This is a genomic window from Bacteroidia bacterium (assembly GCA_027493955.1).
Lineage (GTDB): Bacteria > Bacteroidota > Ignavibacteria > SZUA-365 > SZUA-365 > JAOSJT01.
Map to the genome: position 1 here is coordinate 463,867 of JAOSJT010000001.1, position 19,537 is coordinate 483,403.

Consider the following 19,537-nt stretch of genomic DNA (forward strand, 5'->3'; position numbering starts at 1 on the left):
CATGTCCGTCATCAACACCGATTTCCCCGTCCTGTCCAACGACTGTGTGGCGGACGAGACCTATGCCCTGTGCTTCAGAGCTCCCGAACTCGCCTCGCGCATACTCCCCGGCCAGTTCATGAATATCCGCGTCGATGACGCGATGGATCCCCTGCTCCGGCGACCGTACAGTATATCCGGCGTTCACGAGGACGTCTGTGAAATTCTGTACACTGTCGTCGGGAAAGGTACGGGCATCCTCGCAAGGAAACGACCGGGAGACCTCGTCGGCGTGTTTGGTCCGCTCGGTAATACCTTCGGGTATGAAAAGGACTTCGGCACGGCTGTGATCGTTGCCGGCGGGATCGGTGTCGCACCCTTTCCGTATCTGACGCGGGAACTGCTGAAACGCGAAATCCCCGTGCTGACCTTCCTGGGTGCGCGCAGTGCGTCCCGCGCCGTCACGCGCGGCCTCGCAAATGTCCACCTCGCGACGGACGACGGCAGCGGTGGCTTTCATGGCACGGTCATCGCCCGGATGGAAGAGCATTTTTCCGCGCACGTGGTGGAGAATCCGCGCATCTTTGCGTGTGGTCCCAACCCCATGCTCAAAGCCACGCAGGACTTTGCTGCCGCACACGGTATACCATGCGAATTGTCTCTCGAGTCGGAAATGGCCTGTGGCATCGGTATCTGTCAGGGCTGCCCCATCGAACGTACTGAAGGAGAGAGGAAGTACGCACTGGTTTGCACCGACGGACCATGCTTCGATTCCCGCGACATCATTTTTCACGAGCATCACCACGCATGAACACCTCGTTTACCCTCGCTACGCTGCATCTGAAGAATCGCGTTCTCGTCGCGTCCGGCACCTTCGGCTATGGCAATGAAGCCGCACCCTACACTGACGTCAGCGCAATCGGCGGCATAGTCACGAAGTCGGTAAGCTTGCTGCCGCGGCAGGGAAATGCTCCGACCCGCATCGCCGAAACACCGGCGGGAATGCTTAATTCCATCGGACTCGCTAATGTGGGTCTCGATGCGTTCATCGCGGACAAACTCCCTTTCCTTCGCGGCATCGGTACTTCCATCATCGTGAATATAGCCGCCAGTTCGGTGGAGGAATATTGCGAGGTACTCGAACGCCTCGAAGATGAAGAGGGAATAGAAGGCTATGAGATCAACGTCTCTTGTCCCAACGTCAAGGAAGGCGGTCTCAACTTCGGGACGCGTTGCGACATGACGGAGATGATTACACGCGAGATGCGCAAACGTACGCGCAGAGCACTGATCATCAAGCTCACACCGAATGTGACGCACATCGGCGATTTCGCGAAGGCTTGTGAGGCGGAGGGAGCGGATTCCGTCTCCCTGATCAACACGCTGGTCGGTATGGCGGTGGATATTAAAACACGCCGTCCCAGGCTGTCCACCATCACGGGTGGACTGTCCGGTCCGGCCATCAAGCCCGTCGCATTAGCCAAAGTCTTCGAGGTGTCAAAAGCCGTCAGCATTCCCATCATCGGTATTGGCGGCATCATGACCTGGGAAGACGCCATAGAGTTTCTTCTCGTCGGCGCAAGCGCGATACAGGTAGGCACCGCCAGCTTCCGGGATCCGGACGCGGCCGTGAAAATCGTGCATGGCATGGAGCGCTGGTGCGCCGAGCAGGGGATTGAGGATATGCAGGAAATCGTCGGCGGCCTGCGCGTGGATTCCGGTGTAGCCGCCCCGGGATTTGTGAAAAACAGGTAACGATTATGGACGATACAATGGACGCTGAAATCACGTTGGACGAATTGAAGGCGGCCCGTAGTGGCGCCTTCGTTCATATTGCGGAGAATCTGGGTGTTCTCCGTGTGGATGGCAGGGACACGCTCGACCTGCTGAACCGCCTTGGCACGAACAAGGTGGATGCCTTACGGCCGGGAGAGCTGCGTGAAACGCTGTTCACCACGGAAAAGGGTCGCGTGATCGATGCCGTGATCGTTGTCGCTTCAGCGCGCGGTGCTCGCGTCCTCGTGTCGTCGGGCAAAGCCGCGGTCGTCCGCGAGTGGCTGGAGCGGTACACCATCATGGATGATTGCGAGTATACCGACGTGAGCGCGATGTATCAGCACATTCTGCTGTATAATGCGCCTCGCATGCCCGCGCTGTTCGCTATTCCGGAGCCGGGTGTGTCGGTACGAACGGAGCTCGCCGACGCTGAAATTGAGTTGATGCATGTCCCAAGCGTCGTTGGCACGCACGTCCGCCTCCTCTGCAAAGCGCAGGATGCCGCGACCGTCCTGCGTGTCCTTGAGGACGGAGGCCTTCGTGTCATTCACGATCGGGCGTTTTCCCTGTGGCGCTGCGAAACTCTGACGCCCGCAGTCGGACACGAACTGACGGAGAACAGCAATCCCCTCGAGTCGGGAGCGGCGGCAGCCGTGGATTTCAACAAGGGGTGTTACATCGGCCAGGAAGTCATCGCCCGCCTCGACAGCTACGACAAAGTGCAGCGCCACCTTGCCCGCATCACCATTGAAGCCGAAGCACAGCTGCGTATCCCGTCCGGCACGCCGCTTACCTCCGATGAGCGTGACGCCGGCTTCATCACCACCGCTGCATATCATCCCGGTGAAGGCCGCTGGCTTGGCATCGCCTGCATACGCAACGCCTTCAGCGCTTCCGGCACCATCCTGCGTCTCAAAACTGACATCGTGAGCGCCGATGTGACGGTGACCTGAGGGGGGGATGTACCGTGATGGACGGAGGCGTCATGCAGCAACGGAAGTGCCTTTGTCTCTTCCACCGTTACCTTCCTGTCGCTTGCGGACACAACTTACGAGACGCCCTGTAGCCGGGCGCTGTCACTCCTCGTGGACGATTACGGCTATGGGCAAGACTCGAATGTGCGTCGGCGTTTTCATGACGATAGAGATCAACTGACCGGCATTGTATTAGGAGCGGGAGCCTGTACTACCCTATGCGTACGGATATTCTCCGGATCCACAGACGGGAGAGTGGAAAATCACAAGTGTTCGCAGTGCATTCGGATCAACGGCTATGCGGATATGGTGACCATCCGGCAACGTTGTGCAGAGGGAGAAGCACGGATAGCTGCGTATGGATAGCAATGGCGTACGCGGGAGGGACGCAGCCGACGGTGTACTGAGAGTAATGGGGTAGAAGGCATGCCATAATGCATGACCGTTCTCCATGTACGGCCCTGACCGCGGTACTGGATTTCCTGATGCGGATGCATCTCTGAACGCTCGCGCTCCGAGCGATGTACCGTCGTCCCGCGGTAGCGACGCATCGGATGTGTTGTCCTTCGTACCCGTACTCCCTGTGCCGCATCAGGAGGACGAAAGAAGGAAACGTAGAGCGGGAGGACGCATAGTGTCTGATTTGCACGCATAATAAATTATTTTAGGAAATACAGCTCTGCACTTGCGTGAAAAGTCTGCGGATAGTACATTTTCGAGTCGTTTCATCGAACCCTGTACGCAAACGCATGACTCATATCCGCTACATGCCGTCATCCGTCTGGTAATAGTGGTATTACGGTCCGATATTCTGTTCTGATGCGCTGAATGTGCGGGCGTTGCCCGTGTGTAATACATCATTCAACTTATCAAGAAGAGGTACGTATGCGTTCTCTCGCCCTGACACTCGTCTTCCTCGCGGTCGTCCTTGTTGGATGTAGCGAAGACCAGAATCCGCTGAGCAACAACACGAGCGGAGAGCAACCAACGACAACACTGCAGAAGCCGGCGCTGCCATTCCAGGGTTCCGCGACAGGAATGTCGACCACACACCAGAGCCCCACCTGCGTTTGGCCGTATACGCTGGAGCAGTCGGCCAGCGGTACAGGTGATTTTTCTCACATGGGACACTGTACCGCCACAGCTACATACTGCGTAGGGTGGTACTGGACGCCCGGAGTGAGCCCGCTGCCTTGGAGCGGCCCTGTCATCGGTACCGGAACCATCAAGGCAGCCAATGGAGATGAAGTGTACTTCTCAACCACAAGTACGTATACGGTACCCAACGCCATGCCGCTCATGAATTACTCTACGGGAACGTACACCATCACTGGCGGGACCGGTAGATTTGCGGGCGCGACGGGTACAGGGACCCTGACTGGTGTGCAGGAGCTTGCCCAGTTTGGTACGCAGCATGTTACGACGTTCACCGTAAACGGGACGATTGTCTACTAATAGGGCCCTTTGCGGTACAGCAGCACACCCGGGCCTTACGGCCCGGGTGTGCATTACTTTGTTCATCCCTCTTTTGTCAGCTTCGACGATCCATTCTCCGGTCATTCCATAATTCATGTCCGCGACGGTTTCCGGCACGGATAGCGTGTTCCTCACTCTGCGCGGAGCGTCCCGGAATGTGTGGCGACTTGTCTGCCGCGAGGATGCACGTCCTCGTTCGAGCAGGACGCTTCCCGTCGCTCTGTTCAAGCATACCGATCATGGCGCGAAGGTGTCGCCGCATCGTCAATGCTTCACGACGTATTTCTTCACTGCGCTTTCTATGCGATTCTATGTGCCCGTCGGTTTTTTGTACACATTCAAACCGATTTTTTTATCCTCGGCGCCTTCAACCGAAACGTTTCCTTCTGTGGTCGCGATGATGATGGTCTTCCCGGATGAGGAAGGTCCGAATTCTTTGCTCAGATCCACCGTAATGGTCAGGATGTTGCCTTCGACGCGCATTTCAACGTTTTTCATTTTCATTTCCTTCAACGTATGACTGATGTTCTACAAGGTACTGCATCAGTCGTTCTGTCGCGAATCGAAGCGACGCTGTGGCGTGGCCGGGCCGTCCTGTGCGGAGAAAATGGGTTCGCCACTTACCGTTTGGTGAATGTACCCTCGTAGGTCCCCATCGCGCCGCCGTTCTTGGTCGAGATCGCGCGCCACAGCAATTTATTGCCGTCATGAAAAATCAGCGTGTGTTCGACGTCGAAGCGATCATTGTTGACGACTTTCGATTCCTGGAGTTTCAGGGTGGTCTTGGTACCCACAACCCAATCGCCGGTGTACTTTCCGACCTCACCGAAACTGGAGACCGTCAGCATCGTTACCTGTTCGAGCATGGGGTCCCAAGGCAAGCAGACTTTTTCGCGATAGGGTCCCATATCTTTGACATCCGCTGAGGGATCAATTTCGATGGCCTTGCCATTGACAATGGACTTGCCGGAAAACTTCATCGTGAATTCCCATTTCTTGCCGTCACCCTCGTAGTAGCCGCTTCCGGTCCACGATCCAAGAAACAAATCGAGCTGTGACTGGGACACGGGAGGATCGGATGCGGGCATGTTCTGAGCGATGCACGGGGAGGCGAGAAGGAACAAGAGAACGATGTATGTCAACGCGAATTTCATATTTCCTCCGGAAAAAATCCGACGGCTGCTACCCTTCGAGGGCGATCAAACCGGGATGGTGACGGAAAAAGGGGAATGTCGGCACAGAATAGAAATAATTTCCCGGAGATGCAACAATGTGCGGTATCACAAGAAGCATCGCAAGAGCAAAGAAGGAGCGGTCAAAGATGGATCGGTCACAATACGGATCTGTCGTGTGAGCTCCGATAATTGTTCCGTTTTAGGCTGAAAAATCGTTATGCCTGAGTGTGCCTGACAGTATCGCGCACTTGCCCATTTCGTGCGTGACATCTTGGTTTCTGGAAGTGTCGTCCTTCGGACTATGAGAGCGGGTGGGTTGCGCGTGCCCCCCGGCTGAAGCTGGGGTTGGAGGAAGTTGCGCCCTCCGGGCTTGCTACGGTCTGTGCTGGTCGCGCGTGGCCCCCAGCTGAAGCTGGGTGTTGGAGGGAGTGGCGCCCTCCGGGCTTGCTACGGTCTGTGCTGGTCGCGCGTGGCCCCCAGCTGAAGCTGGGGGTTGGAGGAAGTGGCGCCCTCCGGGCTTGCTACGGTCTGTGCTGGTTGCGCGTGGCCCCCAGCTGAAGCTGGGGTTGGAGGAAGTGGCGCCCTCCGGGCTTGCTACGGTCTGTGCTGGTCGCGCGTGCCCCCCAGCTGAAGCTGGGGGTTGGAGGAAGTTGCGCCCTCCGGGCTTGCTACGGTCTGTGCTGGTCGCGCGTGGCCCCCAGCTGAAGCTGGGGGTTGGAGGGAGTGGCGCCCTCCGGGCTTGCTACGGTCTGTGCTGGTCGCGCGTGGCCCCCGGCTGAAGCTGGGGGTTGGAGGAAGTGGCGCCCTCCGGGCTTGCTACGGTCTGTGCTGGTTGCGCGTGGCCCCCAGCTGAAGCTGGGGTTGGAGGAAGTGGCGCCCTCCGGGCTTGCTACGGTCTGTGCTGGTTGCGCGTGGCCCCCAGCTGAAGCTGGGGTTGGAGGAAGTGGCGCCCTCCGGGCTTGCTACGGTCTGTGCTGGTCGCGCGTGCCCCCCAGCTGAAGCTGGGGGTTGGAGGAAGTGGCGCCCTCCGGGCTTGCTACGGTCTGTGCTGGTCGCGCGTGGCCCCCGGCTGAAGCTGGGGGTTGGAGGAAGTGGCGCCCACCGGGCTTGCTACGGTCTGTGCTGGTTGCGCGTGGCCCCCGGCTGAAGCTGGGGTTGGAGGAAGCGGCGCCCTCCGGGCTTGCTACGGTCTGTGCTGGTCGCGCGTGCCCCCCAGCTGAAGCTGGGGGTTGGAGGAAGTGGCGCCCTCCGGGCTTGCTACGGTCTGTGCTGGTCGCGCGTGCCCCCCAGCTGAAGCTGGGGGTTGGAGGAAGTGGCGCCCTTCGGGTTTGCTAAGGTCTGTGCTGGTTGCGCGTGGTCCCCAGCTGAAGCTGGGGGTTGGAGGAAGTGGCGCCCTCCGGGCTTGTGGAGTGTACCGCAAAAAATGGACAGTGAGTTCCCCCCGGATTGAAATGACAGTGTGCTTGTAGTGGTCGCGTTCGCAGTCGCGCAGAGGAACCGCGGGGTGGCGCCGGGGCGGCCCTGAGCTCTCTTGGGGGCTCCAGTCGCCCCGACTGCCAGCGCGGTTCGCTGCGCGCCTTGCTCTCGCTCATATCGTTTCATGCCGCCTGCTCCATGTCATTGCCGAGACGTTTCTTCGACCAATACAGATTCTCGTGTTCCTGCGGCGTATGATAGCCCAGCGTGCTGTGCAGACGCTGATTATTGTATTCAAGTTCAATGTACTCGAAGAGGTATCGCCGGGCATCCGTCACCGACGCGAAGAGAAGTCCTTCCGGCATTTCCTTCTTCAACGTGGCAAAAAATGACTCGGCGACGGCGTTATCCCAGCAATCACCCTTCCTGCTCATGCTCTGAATGCTGCCGTAAGGGCGCAGGGCACTGCGGAATCCCTCGCAGCAGTATTGCACACCGCGATCAGAATGCACGATAAGCCCCGCACGTATGCTTCGCGTCCAAGCCGCGCGTTTGAACGCGGTCACAACCATTGTATGGCGCAACGATGTGCTGACCTCCCAGCCGACGATCTTCCGGGAAAACAGGTCGATAAACACGCACAAGTACAACCATCCGGAGGTGCTGCGCAAATACGTGATATCACTCACCCACACCGTATCAGGTGCATCGACCGAAAACTGGCGTTCGAGCATATTTGGCGAGACAGTATACGAATGCTTCGAATCTGTCGTGGTAATGAAACGGCGACGATGCTTGACCTTCAATCCCTGCCGACGCATGCTGGCCGCCACGCGGCTCCGCCCGCACGCGAAACCGCGCTTGCGTAATGCTTTGACGAGACGACGTACGCCGTAGCTGGATTTCCTGCGCAGGAATTCCTCCCGGACCGCCATATCGAAGGCTGCGGTGCGCTCGGCGCGTGCATGCTCGCCACGACGACGCCATGCATAATAGCCTGAGCACGATACGTTGAGCACGCTGGCCATCCTTTCGATGCTAAACTCGTTCCGATATGCGTTCATAAACCGGAACCGGGCTTCGTGGGTAGCGAGAAGATGGCCACTGCTTTTTTTAATATTTCGCGCTCCTGACGGAGAATCTCGTTCTCTCGACGAAGACGATGCAGTTCAGAATCACTGGCGGGAAGATTTCCGTTGCCGGGAAAGGCCTCTGACTTCTGTGTCAGAAGCTGACGGCGCCAAGTGCGTATCGCACCATCATAGAGGTCGAACTCCTCCTCAAGCGCGGAGTCGGGTCGATCGGTGCTGTCAGCCAACTCGATCACGGATCGTTTGAATGCAGCATCATATTTCTTGTGGGTTCGTTTTACCATGACAGAGTCTCCGGTGATTTTTGAAAAGGTAACCGGGGGGAACTCTCTGTGCAATTTCTTCGGGACACTCCATTGCTACGGTCTGTGCTGGTCGCGAGTGGCCCCCGGCTGAAGCTGGGGGTTGGAGGAAGTGGCGCCCTCCGGGCTTGCTACGGTCTGTGCTGGTCGCGCGTGCCCCCCGGCTGAAGCTGGGGGTTGGAGGAAGTGGCGCCCACCGAGCTTGCTACGGTCTGTGCTGGTCGCGCGTGGCCCCCAGCTGAAGCAGGGGGTTGGAGGAAGTGGCGCCCTCCGGGCTTGCTACGCTCGGTGCTGGTCGCGCGTGCCCCCAGCTGAAGCTGGGGGTTGGAGGAAGTGGCGCCCTCCGGGCTTGTGAAGGGTGTGGTTTACCGCCCGCACCCTTCACGATCGAATAATTCGGGTTCTGAACAACTGTACCGTTCGTGACTTCACCGCCGCACGACGAAAGGCCGTAGCAGACATAAATCACCGGAACGAAGCTTGAGTATATATCCGCCCGGCGAAAGGGCGGATATGTTTACGGAAAGTATATACTCGCCTCTGTCCATAAATTCGCCATCTCCGAAGGAGAGCAATTGCTGCCCGGTCATCGCATACACAGCGATGCGTGCTGACCCGGCATCCGGCAGCGAATATCGCACGGTGATGCGGTCTGTCGCGGGATTGGGATAGGCGGCATGGAGTGCCACCGTCCGGGGTGCTGTGTCAACGCTGACGTTCACTACGGGCGAGTAAGTCCATGCGCCGTCGAAGTCCACCTGCCTGAGACGATAGAACAACGTCCCAATGGTCATGAGGCTGACAGGGAGAGCATCCTCATGGATGTAGCAGTGCTCTTGCATGGTCGTGCCATGGCCCGGGACGTAGCCCACGTGCTGCCATAACGCCTGGTCGGTCGAACGCTGCACCTCGAAGCCCGCGCAGTGCGCTTCGGACGCCGTTTGCCATCGGAGTGTGACAATGCCGTCGTGATGCGATGCCGAGAGACTCAGAAAATCTACAGGAATCACGGAGCCGCAGATGCGCGCGGGATCGTTCCCGTAGCTCAATGTGCCGTAACCGGGATTGTTCGCATAGTAGCGGTCCGCGCAAAGCTGCGCCCGTGTAGGAATGGAGATTTGCGCACCGATGGGGATGGTTATTTGGCCTCGCTGGGCGAAGGCAGTACACATCGCAAGCAACGCGCATATACAAATCAGTGAGAGCGTTTTCATGACAGGCCTCCGTTTATTTGCCCGTCTCAAGAGAAGCATGCTTCACGCTCTCCGGGAGTGATGGTCCCGTGAGAAGCGCTTTGAGGGTGCTGATCTCGTTTTTGAGTTGATCCACTTCCGCCCGTTGGATGGCAAACTGTGCCAACGCTTTTTCAAGCGTCGCTATGGTTGCTTTGAGCGATGAGATTTCTTCCGATTTCCGCTGCAATTCCGCCGTTCTTTTCTCCAGCGCCTGTACGGCGATGCACAGTACACCGTCCACATCAGCGGAGGCGAGAGTGGTGTCGTTGCCTATGGTGCCAATGCCATCATGTCCAAACGCAGCAAACCATTCCTGCGCCATGGGTCCGTAGTGCCTATCCTGCTCCGGAGTGAGCTTCAGATGCCAGGATCCAAGTCGGAGATCACGGAATCGTCGCAGAAGTGCCTCCGCGTTGACCCTCTGAAATCCGTCTTTGCGGGTACTATCGGATATGGTGCTCCACGATGTACCGTTACCCGCGATCTGTACTCCGACATTGTTCGTGGAATGCGTGTACAGATAGTACCCGTTGTCGAAACAGGCTTTGAAGGAGCGGGTTAAGGCATTTGTCCTCATGGCGCCTGTGTAACTGTCGCCGATGATGAAATTGGAATTTATCGCCTCTACAGACGAACCGATAGCCACCGAGTGCGAATTGCGCGCGATGGTATTGTATCCGATCGCGGTCGTGTAATTGCTGATATTGCTGTCGTCCCACTCCGTGCCGCTGACATATCCTGCCCGGAAAGCAGCTTTCCTGGGATAAAACATCATACGCGCACCCGCACCCGTCGCAGGGATGGAACCCGCGCCAAAGTTGCCGGAAACAACGAGGCCATCTGTGCCGCCGATGACCACGGCGCCAGCGTTCGCGGTGATCGTCCGGCCTGCTCCCGCACCGCCCTCATCATATGCTTCGTCGAGTGTGTTACCGGCGGGAGACGTCCAGGAAGCGAGACCATTCGCGTCCGAGGTAAGGACTTTCCCGTTGGCAGGGGATCCACCGGTGATTTTCACTGTACCTTCAACATGCAGAGTAGCATCGGGAGCTGCGGTGCCAAGGCCCACTCTCCCATTTTTCAGGACTGTCACAGCGTTGGCCGTGTACACCGTATTCGAGCCGATCCCAATCTCGAAAATAGGATCGCCCGGCACCCAGCTTCCGGCACTGCCGCCTCCGATGTTGTACCTTCCCAGCGCGGTACAGGCATAGCTTTCGGCCTTTGTAAAGTGACCGAGGGCCGTCGCCCGGCTGCCACTTGCAGTGGTATTCGAACCCATCGCGACAGCGCTTGTACCACTGGCGATCGTATTCACGCCAATTCCGCACGATTCTTCGCCGATATTCGGCTCGTCCCATTGCGTCCCTGCCACATACCCGCTTCTCAAGGCCGACTTCCTCGGATAGAACATCAGCCGGGTTCCCGCCGATGTTGCGGGGATTGTTCCCGAGGTCGTACTACCCGTGACCAGAAAGCCATCCACCCCCTGAATTCGTACGGCACCAGCGTCTGCTGTAATCGTGCGGCCCGCTCCCGCTCCGCCGCAGTCGTAGGCCTGATCGAGCGTGAAACCACTTGCGACAGGTGTGCCCCATATGACCTTTGTGCCGTCGAACTGAATAACCTGACCCGAGGACGCTCCAGTGTAATTCATCTTAATAGGTGCCACAGCCCCGTCGGCGATTTTGGCTGTGGTGACGGCGTAGTTTGCTATCGTTGGATTCGGGTACGTTCCGAGCAGATCCCCGCCCGCCGGCCCGCTCGGCGGCAGCGACGAAAGCATCGTCCATGTCGCCAGACCGCTGGCGTCGGAAGTGAGCAGTTTGCCCGGGCCGGGCGAGCCGCCGGTGATTTTCACTTGTCCCGCCACGTGCAGCAACGCGTCGGGATTGAGAATGCCAAGTCCGATTTTCCCGTCCGCCCGAACGGTGAACAGCGGTGTACCCGCGTAATTTTTGACTGTGAAACCTTGACTGTTGGTGTTGCCGGATAGTGTTGTTTCGATGTCCTGTCCGTTTGTGACGGTGCTGAGGACAAGCAACAGGCAGGTGCAGACGATGAAGCGCTTCATGACTTCAGCCCTCGCGAGGTTGTAGCTGTGATGTATGGGATTTCTCCAGCGAAGCTATATCTTTTCCTGCTCAGAGTCAATACTGACGAAAGAGAATGATCGGTCCATGAAGGATCGGTCACAAAAACGGGTCTGTCATGTGAGATCCGATAATTGTTCCGTTTAAGGCTGAAAAATCGTTCCGCCTGAGTGTGCCTGACAGTACCGCGCACTGGCCCATTTCGTGCGTGACATCTTGGTTTCTGGAAGTGTCGTCCTTCGGACTATGAGAGCGGGTGGGTTGCGCGTGCCCCCCAGCTGAAGCTGGGGGTTGGAGGAAGTGGCGCCCTCCGGGCTTGCTACGGTCTGTGCTGGTCGCGCGTGCCCCCCAGCTGAAGCTGGGGTTGGAGGAAGCGGCGCCCTCCGGGCTTGCTACGGTCTGTGCTGGTCGCGCGTGCCCCCCAGCTGAAGCTGGGGGTTGGAGGAAGTGGCGCCCTCCGGGCTTGCTACGGTCTGTGCTGGTCGCGCGTGCCCCCCGGCTGAAGCTGGGGTTGGAGGAAGTGGCGCCCTCCGGGCTGAGGTAAATCGTCGTACGTCGTCCCGCCTGCGCTCTCATGTACCGACGATTGTGTCATTGTTCTATGATGCTTCGGCGGGCAGGCAATTCGTACGTCGTTACTCTGCTCTGCCGGCGAGCAGCACGCGCGCTATCCCGGAATAATCCTGAATGATGCTTTGCACGCTAAGGTTGTGGCTGAGGAAAATGCGCTGCACCGCCTCGGATTGACCATAACCGACTTCCACGGCCAGCAAGCCGCCGGGCGTAAGCAGGGTGGAAGCACCGCCGGCAATTCGGCGGTAAAAGGTCAATCCGTCGCCATTGTCCGTAATGGCGAGCATCGGTTCGTGGAGGCGGATTTCCGGTTGCAGCTCGGCGATGTCCGCTTCCGCAACGTACGGCGGATTGGAGACGATGATATCGAAACGCTGTTCGTCCGGCAGTGCGCCGTTGAGCATATCATGGCGCAGAAAATTGATACGGTCCTCGACGCCATGCCGCATCGCATTGCGTCGCGCAATGTCCAGCGCGGCTTCGCTGACGTCGAGAGCCGTGCATGTACACGAGGGAAGCTGTGCCGCGATGGCAATGGGGATGCATCCGCTCCCGGTGCCTATATCGAGAAGTTTCGGATTGTCAAGAGCAGCATTCGCACGTACCCAGTCCACGACGGCCTCCACGAGATGTTCGGTCTCGGGTCTGGGGATGAGTACGTCGGGAGTGAGCTCGAATTCCATGCCGTAGAATTCGGTGGTACCGACGATGTACTGCACGGGTTCGTTTGCCAGACGGCGGCGCACAAAGGAGCGAAAAAGCTCGAGTTCTTCGTCGCCGACGGGCTGATCGAAGCGCAAGTACAGTTGTATGCGCTTTTGCCCAAGCGCATGGGCCAGCAGATGTTCCGCCGAGCGCTTCGCCTCGCTGACGCCTCTCTCGTTGAAAAACTCCGTCGCCTTTTTCAGCAGCGACAGCACCGTCTCGCTGTTCATTTCCGGCGTTTCCTCGCGGGCGCCTTTTCTCCGTCGCCGAAGACCAACGGAATTGCCTCGTCTATGGTTGCGACGGGAATGATCGTCAACCCCTTCAGAATGCGTTTCGGCACCTCTTTGAGATCTTTTTCATTGTCGAGAGGAATGATCACACGCGTGATGCCGTGCCGCTGCGCCGCGAGTAGTTTCTCATTCAGACCGCCTATCGCCAACACGTTGCCGTGCAGATCGATTTCTCCGGTCATCGCGATGTCGCCGTTGGGTGCTTTGGAAAGTATTGCGGACAGCATTGCCAGCGTCATGGTGATGCCTGCAGAGGGGCCGTCTTTCGGAATGGCACCCTCGGGAAGATGGATATGAATTTCCTTTTTCTCGAAGGCATCATCGCTGATTCCCAGGCGCCCGGCGTTGCTGCGCAAGAAACTCAAAGCCGCCTGGGCGCTTTCTTTCATGACATCGCCAAGCTGTCCCGTCAGCGTCAGTTTTTCGCTGCCTTTCATCAGGCTGACGCCGACGCGGAGAATATCGCCGCCGACGCTGGTCCAGGCCAATCCCGTCATGGAGCCGACGATTCCCACCTTGTGGAATTGTTTGCTGCGGTATTTGGCCACGCCGAGAAATCCTTCGATGCGTCCCTCGGTGACGACAAAAGACGGATCGCCGCCGTTTTTACGCCGCTTGGGATCCGCCGCGGATACGACTTCGCGCGCGAGCTTGCGGCATACCGTGGCGATGTTGCGCTCGAGATTCCGGACCCCCGCTTCGAGCGTGTATTCACGGATGATTTTCAACAGGGCTTCGTCCTCGAAGCGGACATCGAAAGAAGCCAGACCATGCTCCGCGATCTGTTTTTTCAACAAATGGCGCTTGGCGATTTCCAGCTTTTCGTGTTCCAGGTAGCCCGGGAGTTCGATGATTTCCATGCGATCCTGCAGCGGCAGGGGAATCTGATACTGCACATTGGCCGTCGTGATGAACATCACTTTCGACAGATCGAAATCCACGTCGAGATAATGATCGTTGAAGGTGTTGTTCTGTTCCGGATCCAGGACTTCCAGCATGGCAGAAGTCGGGTCGCCATGAAAGTCATGGGTCATCTTGTCTATTTCGTCCAGTAGAATGACAGGATTCGCGGAGCCCGCCTTGCGTATCGCTTGAATGATCTTTCCGGGCATGGAGCCGATGTAGGTGCGACGATGCCCGCGGATTTCGGCCTCGTCATGCACGCCTCCGAGCGCGATGCGTCCAAACTTGCGGTTCAATGCGCGCGCGATGGATTTGCCGAGTGACGTTTTTCCCACCCCGGGAGGGCCGACGAAACAGAGAATCTGGCCTTTCATCTCCCGGACCAGGTTCAGCACGGCGATGTGTTCGAGGATGCGCTCCTTCGGTTTCTCCAGACCGTAGTGGTCGGCGTTCAGCACGCGCTTCGCGTTCTCTATACTGAGCACATCTTCCGTGGTGACGTTCCAGGGCATGGCCAGCATCCAGTCGAGATAGTTGCGGATCACGGACGCCTCGGGCGACATGGATGGTGTTTTTCGGAGTTTATCGAACTCCTCCATGGCCTTGGTCTTCACCGCTTCCGGCATGCCGGCTTCCAGGATACGCTGCCGCAGAACCTCGAACTCTCCGGTATCCACTTCGTCATCTTCACCCAGCTCCCGCTGAAGAATACGAATCTGTTCCTGTATGAAGAACTTGCGCTGTGACCGCTGGATGTTATCATTGACTTTCTCGTCAATCTCGAATTCGACCTTCAGAATCGCGAGTTCATCGGTGATAATGCCTATGACGTGATAGTATTGCTGCACCACGTCGTGCATCGCCAGTATGCTTTGACGCACGTCGAGCGGTACCAACAGGTTTGCGCCCGCGTAATACACTTTGCGCGAGGGTTCATCTATGCCTTCAAAGCCGAGCAGCGTCTCGTTCGGAATATCGCGATGCGCCTTGACGTATTCGGCGAACACCGTGTCGAGCTGTCGCATCAGGGCTTTCTGCTCGGTGGTGAGGCGTACCGGCGGCGCGACAATGTCGATGTCGGCGAGGTAGAACGAACTGCGCTCCCGCCGGATGTTGACCGCCCGCGCCTGAAACAACCCGTCTACCAGCACCTTCATCAGGCCGTTCGGGAGTTTGAGCACCTGCAGAATCCGTGCTACGGTGCCGTCGTGATACAGTCCGTCGGAGCCCGGGTCTTCATCTTCGGGACTTTTTTGTGCAGCGACGAAAATGAATTTGTCCTTCTCAATCGCGGCGGTCACCGCGAGGATGGAAGATTCTCGTCCCACGAGGACGGGAAAAATCATATAGGGAAAAATGACAACGTCGCGCAGCGGAATGACAGGCAGTCTGGAAGGAATGTCCGCCGGCGTCGCGTCGGGTATGATGTCTTCAGGATTCTGGTACATGGATGCTCCGATATGTTCCCGTAACGCTGCTCACCTGAGGCAGCGCCTTTCGCAATGTGCCGCAAAGGCGACATCTCATAAAATAGATTCCCTGCCGGCGTAAATCAATGACATATTCAGCGACCTGCTCGTGCGTCGAGGTCTGTGAGTATATCCTCACGTTCGTGGACTTCGAACGCGGCATGCAGCGTCCGCTGTGCCCGTCTGCTCCGACCTTGTCCCATGCCGCGAATCAGTGGCGGGCTTTCGTCTGGCGGTGGGACACAAAAAAGAACAGCCGTCGCAGGCAACGGCTGTTCCATACTGCATGTGCCTGGACTCAGATCGCGTCGAGCGAAAACTCCTCGAGGTACTGCTTGACGCGTTCGAGGAAACGGCCGCCGAGCGCACCGTCGATGATGCGATGGTCGAAGGAAAGCGAAATGTACATCATGGACCGCACAGCGATGACGTCCTCGCCGTCGCGCTCGAGTACCACGGCTTTTTTCTGCAGCGCGCCGACGCCGAGTATGCCCACCTGCGGCTGATTGATGATGGGTGTGCCGAAGATATTGCCGAACACGCCGAAATTGGTGATGGTGAACGTGCCGTCCTGAATTTCTTCGGGCTGCAGGCGGCGCTTACGCGCGCGGCCGGCGATATCGGCGATGGAGCGGCCGAGACCCACGACGTTGAGCGTGTCCGCATGTTTCACCACGGGAACGATGAGTCCGCCGTCGTCCATGGCCACGGCGATACCGAGATTGACGGCCTTCTTGAGAATGATGGAGTTGCCGTCCACAGAGGAATTCATCCACGGAAAATCCTTCAGCGCGCGCACGACGGCTTCGGCGATAAAGGGCATGAAGGTCAGGGAGAAGCCCTCGCGCTCCTTGAAGGCCGCGGCGAACTTGTCGCGGAATTTCACGATGTTTGTCATATCCACTTCAGACACTACGCCGACATGCGGCGAGATCTGCACGCTCTTCACCATGTGTTCGGCCATGAGCCGGTGCATGTTGCTCATCTCGATGACTTCGAAGCCCTCGCCGGCAACGCGCGCGGGTGCGGCTGCTGCTGCCAGACCCGGACCGGACGATGCGGGTGCTGCTGCCGGCGCAGCCGCTGGGGCTGCCGGACGGGACGCCCTTGTCTCGAGCCACGAAAGCACATCGTTTTTGGATACCCGTCCGCCCAGTCCGCTGCCGGGAATTTGCTCGAGTTCCGCCATGCCGATGTTCTTTTCCGCCGCGATACGCATCACAACGGGGGAATAGAAGCGGGGAGCGCCGGACGGTTGCGCTGTCGGGCGCGCGGCTGCCGGGGGAGGTGTCGTCTCTGCCTTGGGAGCCTGTGCCGGAGTGCTGGGTGCGGGCTCGGCTGCCGCGGGAGCCGCGGATTTTTCCGCCGGCGCCGGCGCTTCGGCGGGTGCCGCCGCGACGACCTGTGCCGCTCCCGCCTCGGTTTCCAGTATGCCGATCGGCTTGCCTACTTCCACGACCTCGCCTTCCTGCGCGAGTATCTGCACGAGAATACCGGCATTCGGCGCGGGCACTTCCGTGTCCACCTTGTCGGTGGCGATTTCGAGAATGGTTTCATCCCTGTCCACCGCATCACCAGGCTGCTTCAGCCATTTGAGAATGCGGCCTTCAGTGATGCTTTCGCCCATCTTGGGCATGAGGACTTCGACTTTCATGTCAGGGGATCCTTGTATGATTCTGAACTATTTGTGTGTCGTTTGTACGGGTAAAGGGTAAAGGGTAAAGGGTAAAGGGTAAAGGGTAAAGGGTAAAGGGTAAAGGGTAAAGGGTAAAGGGTAAAGGGTAAAGGGTAAAGGGTAAAGGGTAAAGGGTAAAGGGTAAAGATTGCTGAGTACTCGTAAAGAGCTTGGCTCTGTGCTCTCCGCTCTCCGCTCTACGCTCTCCGCTCTCTGCTCTCCGCTCTCCGCTCTTTGCTCTAGTACTCCGCCAATTTCCGTATGGCCGCGATGACGTCCTTGTCCTGCGGGAGGATTTCCGGTTCGAGCGACCACGCGTAGGGGATATGGCAATCCTTCGCGCCGAGACGCATGATGGGAGCGTCGAGCAGATCGAAGCCCTGCTCGGCAATGCGCGAAGCCACTTCGCCGCCGAAGCCGCCTGTGAGATTGTCTTCATGCGCGACGAGTACGCGACTGGTCTTTGCGACGGAGGCGAGCACCGTGTCCATGTCCAGCGGGACGAGCGTGCGCAGGTCAACGACTTCGACGCTCAAACCTTCCTTGTCGAGTATGCGGGCCGCTTCGAGGGCTTTGTACACGATCGATCCCCAGGTCACGACGGTGACGTCGCTGCCTTCGCGACGAATGGACGCCTTGCCGAAGGGGAGCAGGAATTCGGGATCCGGTTCCAGCGACGCGGCATAGCCCTGGCGATACATGCCCTTGTGTTCAAGGAAGAGCACGGGATCGTCCATGCGGCAGGCCGTTTTCAACAGCGCTTTCGCATCCGCCGCGGTGGAGGGATACAGGACGTACAGACCCGGTATATGCGTGAAGTACCCGTCGATGCTCTGGCTGTGGCACAGACCGCCGTGTATGTAGCCTCCCACGGGCACGCGCATGACCACCGGAGCGGAAAACGCATTGTTGGATCTGTACCGCATGGTGGAGACCTCGTTGCGGATATGCATCATCGCGGTCCAGATATAGTCGCCGAACTGAATCTCCACCACGGGTTTGAGCCCCTGCACAGCCAAACCGACGGCGGTGCCGACGATACTCGATTCGGCAAGGGGAGAATTGAAGACGCGGCTGAGGCCGAATTTCGTGGAGAGTCCTTTCGTGGCCGTGAATACGCCGCCTTTGCCGTCTTCAACATCCTGACCGTAAACGATGATCTTTTCGTTGCGCTCCATTTCTTCGTGCAGCGCGTGATTGATGGCATCGACGATGACAGTCTTGGTGCCTATGGGCAGATCCTGCTCGAAACGCAGATCGAGCTGCTTCGGGGAGTACAGGAAGTCCGAGGCGGTGGAGGGATCGGGCAAGGGCTTTTCCTCCGCCTTGTCCGTGGCGGCGTTGACCTCTTCGAGGACATCTTTTTCCATTTGCTCGAATTCTTCTTCCGTAAGCATGCCCGCGTTGATCATCGCATCTTTGAGACGATTGATCGGATCGCGCTGGCGATCGCGCTCCAGCTCTTCCTTGCTGCGGTACTTGGTCTGATCGTCGGAAGAAGAGTGGGGGAGCAGGCGCACGACGTCCGTGACGATGACCGTGGGACCCTCGCCGCGGCGCGCGCGCGCAACGGCTTTACGGAAGGCCTCATGCGTTTCGAAAAGATTCGTGCCGTCCACCTCCATGCGGTCGAGGTTCACATAGCCCGACACCATGTCGTACACCGAGCCGCCGGTTTGCTGCGAGATATGCACCGAGATCGCGTATTTGTTGTCCTGCACGCAGAAAATTACCGGAAGTTTTGCGCGGCTGGCCCAGTTCAGCGCTTCGTGGAAGTCGCCCTGGCTGGTGGTGCCTTCGCCGCTGGACACATACACGACTTCGTCCGTGCCGCGCAGTTTGGCGCCCTTGGCCGTGCCGACGGCGTGCAGGTACTGCGTGCCGGTGGGTGAGGATTGCGACACGACACGCGCCGAGGCCATACCGTAGTGCTGCGGCATTTGCCGGCCACCCGAGTTCACATCCTCCGCGCGGGCAAGAAAGTTGGTCATGATGCCTTCGGCGTCCATACCCATGCCGAGCATATACGAGAGGTCGCGGTAATACGGATAGGACCAGTCCTTGCCCGGCGCGAAGGCCATCGCCGCGGCAATCTGCGCGGCTTCGTGTCCCGATGCGCCGATGTGGAAAAAGCTCTTTCCCTGTTTGAGCAGCGTGAGCATTTTCTGATCGAGCCTGCGCGAGGTCATCATCAGCTTGAGGATGCGCCGCAGTTCGGCGGCATCGAAGGGGGAATTTTTCGGAATGCTCAGGGCGAAGGGATTACCCGCAGGTGCGTCGGAAGTATCAACCGGCGGACGCATATCGTCGTTGCTCCGGGACTTTGCCATGTATGTTTCTCTCCAGGGACAGATTTTGTGAGACTCGGGGCCTTTGAAGTAACTCCCGTTCGAGGGGAAAAA

The 19,537-nt window shown here is 58.4% G+C and carries 14 protein-coding genes; 4 read left to right on the forward strand and 10 right to left on the reverse strand.

The window, feature by feature from the left end:
• Position 1: 1 nt before the first annotated feature.
• The 4 genes from M5R41_01840 to M5R41_01855 all read left to right on the forward strand — a co-directional run bounded on the left by M5R41_01840 (position 2) and on the right by M5R41_01855 (position 4,184).
• The gene (locus M5R41_01840; protein ID MCZ7555131.1) at positions 2 to 790 is read left to right on the forward strand and encodes a dihydroorotate dehydrogenase electron transfer subunit; all 789 of its coding nucleotides are present in this window, start codon (positions 2 to 4) and stop codon (positions 788 to 790) included.
• The gene (locus M5R41_01845; protein ID MCZ7555132.1) at positions 787 to 1,734 is read left to right on the forward strand and encodes a dihydroorotate dehydrogenase; all 948 of its coding nucleotides are present in this window, start codon (positions 787 to 789) and stop codon (positions 1,732 to 1,734) included. Before M5R41_01840 ends, M5R41_01845 begins: the two co-directional genes overlap by 4 nt.
• Before the next feature lie 17 nt (positions 1,735 to 1,751).
• The gene (locus tag M5R41_01850; protein ID MCZ7555133.1) at positions 1,752 to 2,708 is read left to right on the forward strand and encodes a hypothetical protein; all 957 of its coding nucleotides are present in this window, start codon (positions 1,752 to 1,754) and stop codon (positions 2,706 to 2,708) included.
• 906 nt (positions 2,709 to 3,614) lie between these two features.
• On the forward strand, positions 3,615 to 4,184 hold the full coding sequence (locus tag M5R41_01855) for a hypothetical protein (protein ID MCZ7555134.1): 570 nt from the start codon (positions 3,615 to 3,617) through the stop codon (positions 4,182 to 4,184).
• Positions 4,185 to 4,514: 330 nt separating this feature from the next.
• On the opposite strand, the gene M5R41_01860 is transcribed toward M5R41_01855, so the two are convergent.
• The 10 genes from M5R41_01860 to M5R41_01905 all read right to left on the reverse strand — a co-directional run bounded on the left by M5R41_01860 (position 4,515) and on the right by M5R41_01905 (position 19,465).
• A complete protein-coding gene (locus M5R41_01860; GenBank protein ID MCZ7555135.1) occupies positions 4,515 to 4,703 on the reverse strand; it encodes a hypothetical protein in 189 nt (62 codons plus the stop codon).
• Between the two features lie 122 nt (positions 4,704 to 4,825).
• Complete coding sequence (locus M5R41_01865) at positions 4,826 to 5,359, reverse strand: hypothetical protein (protein MCZ7555136.1); 534 nt, start codon at positions 5,357 to 5,359, stop codon at positions 4,826 to 4,828.
• Between the two features lie 1,619 nt (positions 5,360 to 6,978).
• Positions 6,979 to 7,860, reverse strand: coding sequence for an IS3 family transposase (locus M5R41_01870; GenBank protein MCZ7555137.1), 882 nt, complete (start codon positions 7,858 to 7,860; stop codon positions 6,979 to 6,981).
• Positions 7,857 to 8,171, reverse strand: coding sequence for a transposase (locus M5R41_01875; protein ID MCZ7555138.1), 315 nt, complete (start codon positions 8,169 to 8,171; stop codon positions 7,857 to 7,859). The genes M5R41_01870 and M5R41_01875 overlap by 4 nt, the downstream gene beginning before the upstream one ends.
• Before the next feature lie 446 nt (positions 8,172 to 8,617).
• The gene (locus M5R41_01880) at positions 8,618 to 9,403 is read right to left on the reverse strand and encodes a T9SS type A sorting domain-containing protein (protein MCZ7555139.1); all 786 of its coding nucleotides are present in this window, start codon (positions 9,401 to 9,403) and stop codon (positions 8,618 to 8,620) included.
• A 13-nt stretch (positions 9,404 to 9,416) separates the two neighbouring features.
• Positions 9,417 to 11,498: a hypothetical protein gene (locus tag M5R41_01885; GenBank protein ID MCZ7555140.1), complete on the reverse strand. Its 2,082-nt coding sequence runs from the start codon at positions 11,496 to 11,498 to the stop codon at positions 9,417 to 9,419.
• Between the two features lie 654 nt (positions 11,499 to 12,152).
• Positions 12,153 to 13,025, reverse strand: coding sequence for a peptide chain release factor N(5)-glutamine methyltransferase (gene prmC, locus M5R41_01890; GenBank protein ID MCZ7555141.1), 873 nt, complete (start codon positions 13,023 to 13,025; stop codon positions 12,153 to 12,155).
• Positions 13,022 to 15,439, reverse strand: coding sequence for an endopeptidase La (lon, locus tag M5R41_01895; GenBank protein MCZ7555142.1), 2,418 nt, complete (start codon positions 15,437 to 15,439; stop codon positions 13,022 to 13,024). Before lon ends, prmC begins: the two co-directional genes overlap by 4 nt.
• 319 nt (positions 15,440 to 15,758) lie before the next feature.
• Positions 15,759 to 17,114, reverse strand: a complete 1,356-nt coding sequence (locus M5R41_01900; GenBank protein ID MCZ7555143.1) for a 2-oxo acid dehydrogenase subunit E2 — start codon at positions 17,112 to 17,114, stop codon at positions 15,759 to 15,761.
• A gap of 260 nt (positions 17,115 to 17,374) precedes the next feature.
• Positions 17,375 to 19,465, reverse strand: coding sequence for a thiamine pyrophosphate-dependent enzyme (locus M5R41_01905; protein MCZ7555144.1), 2,091 nt, complete (start codon positions 19,463 to 19,465; stop codon positions 17,375 to 17,377).
• Between the last annotated feature and the right edge of the window lie 72 nt (positions 19,466 to 19,537).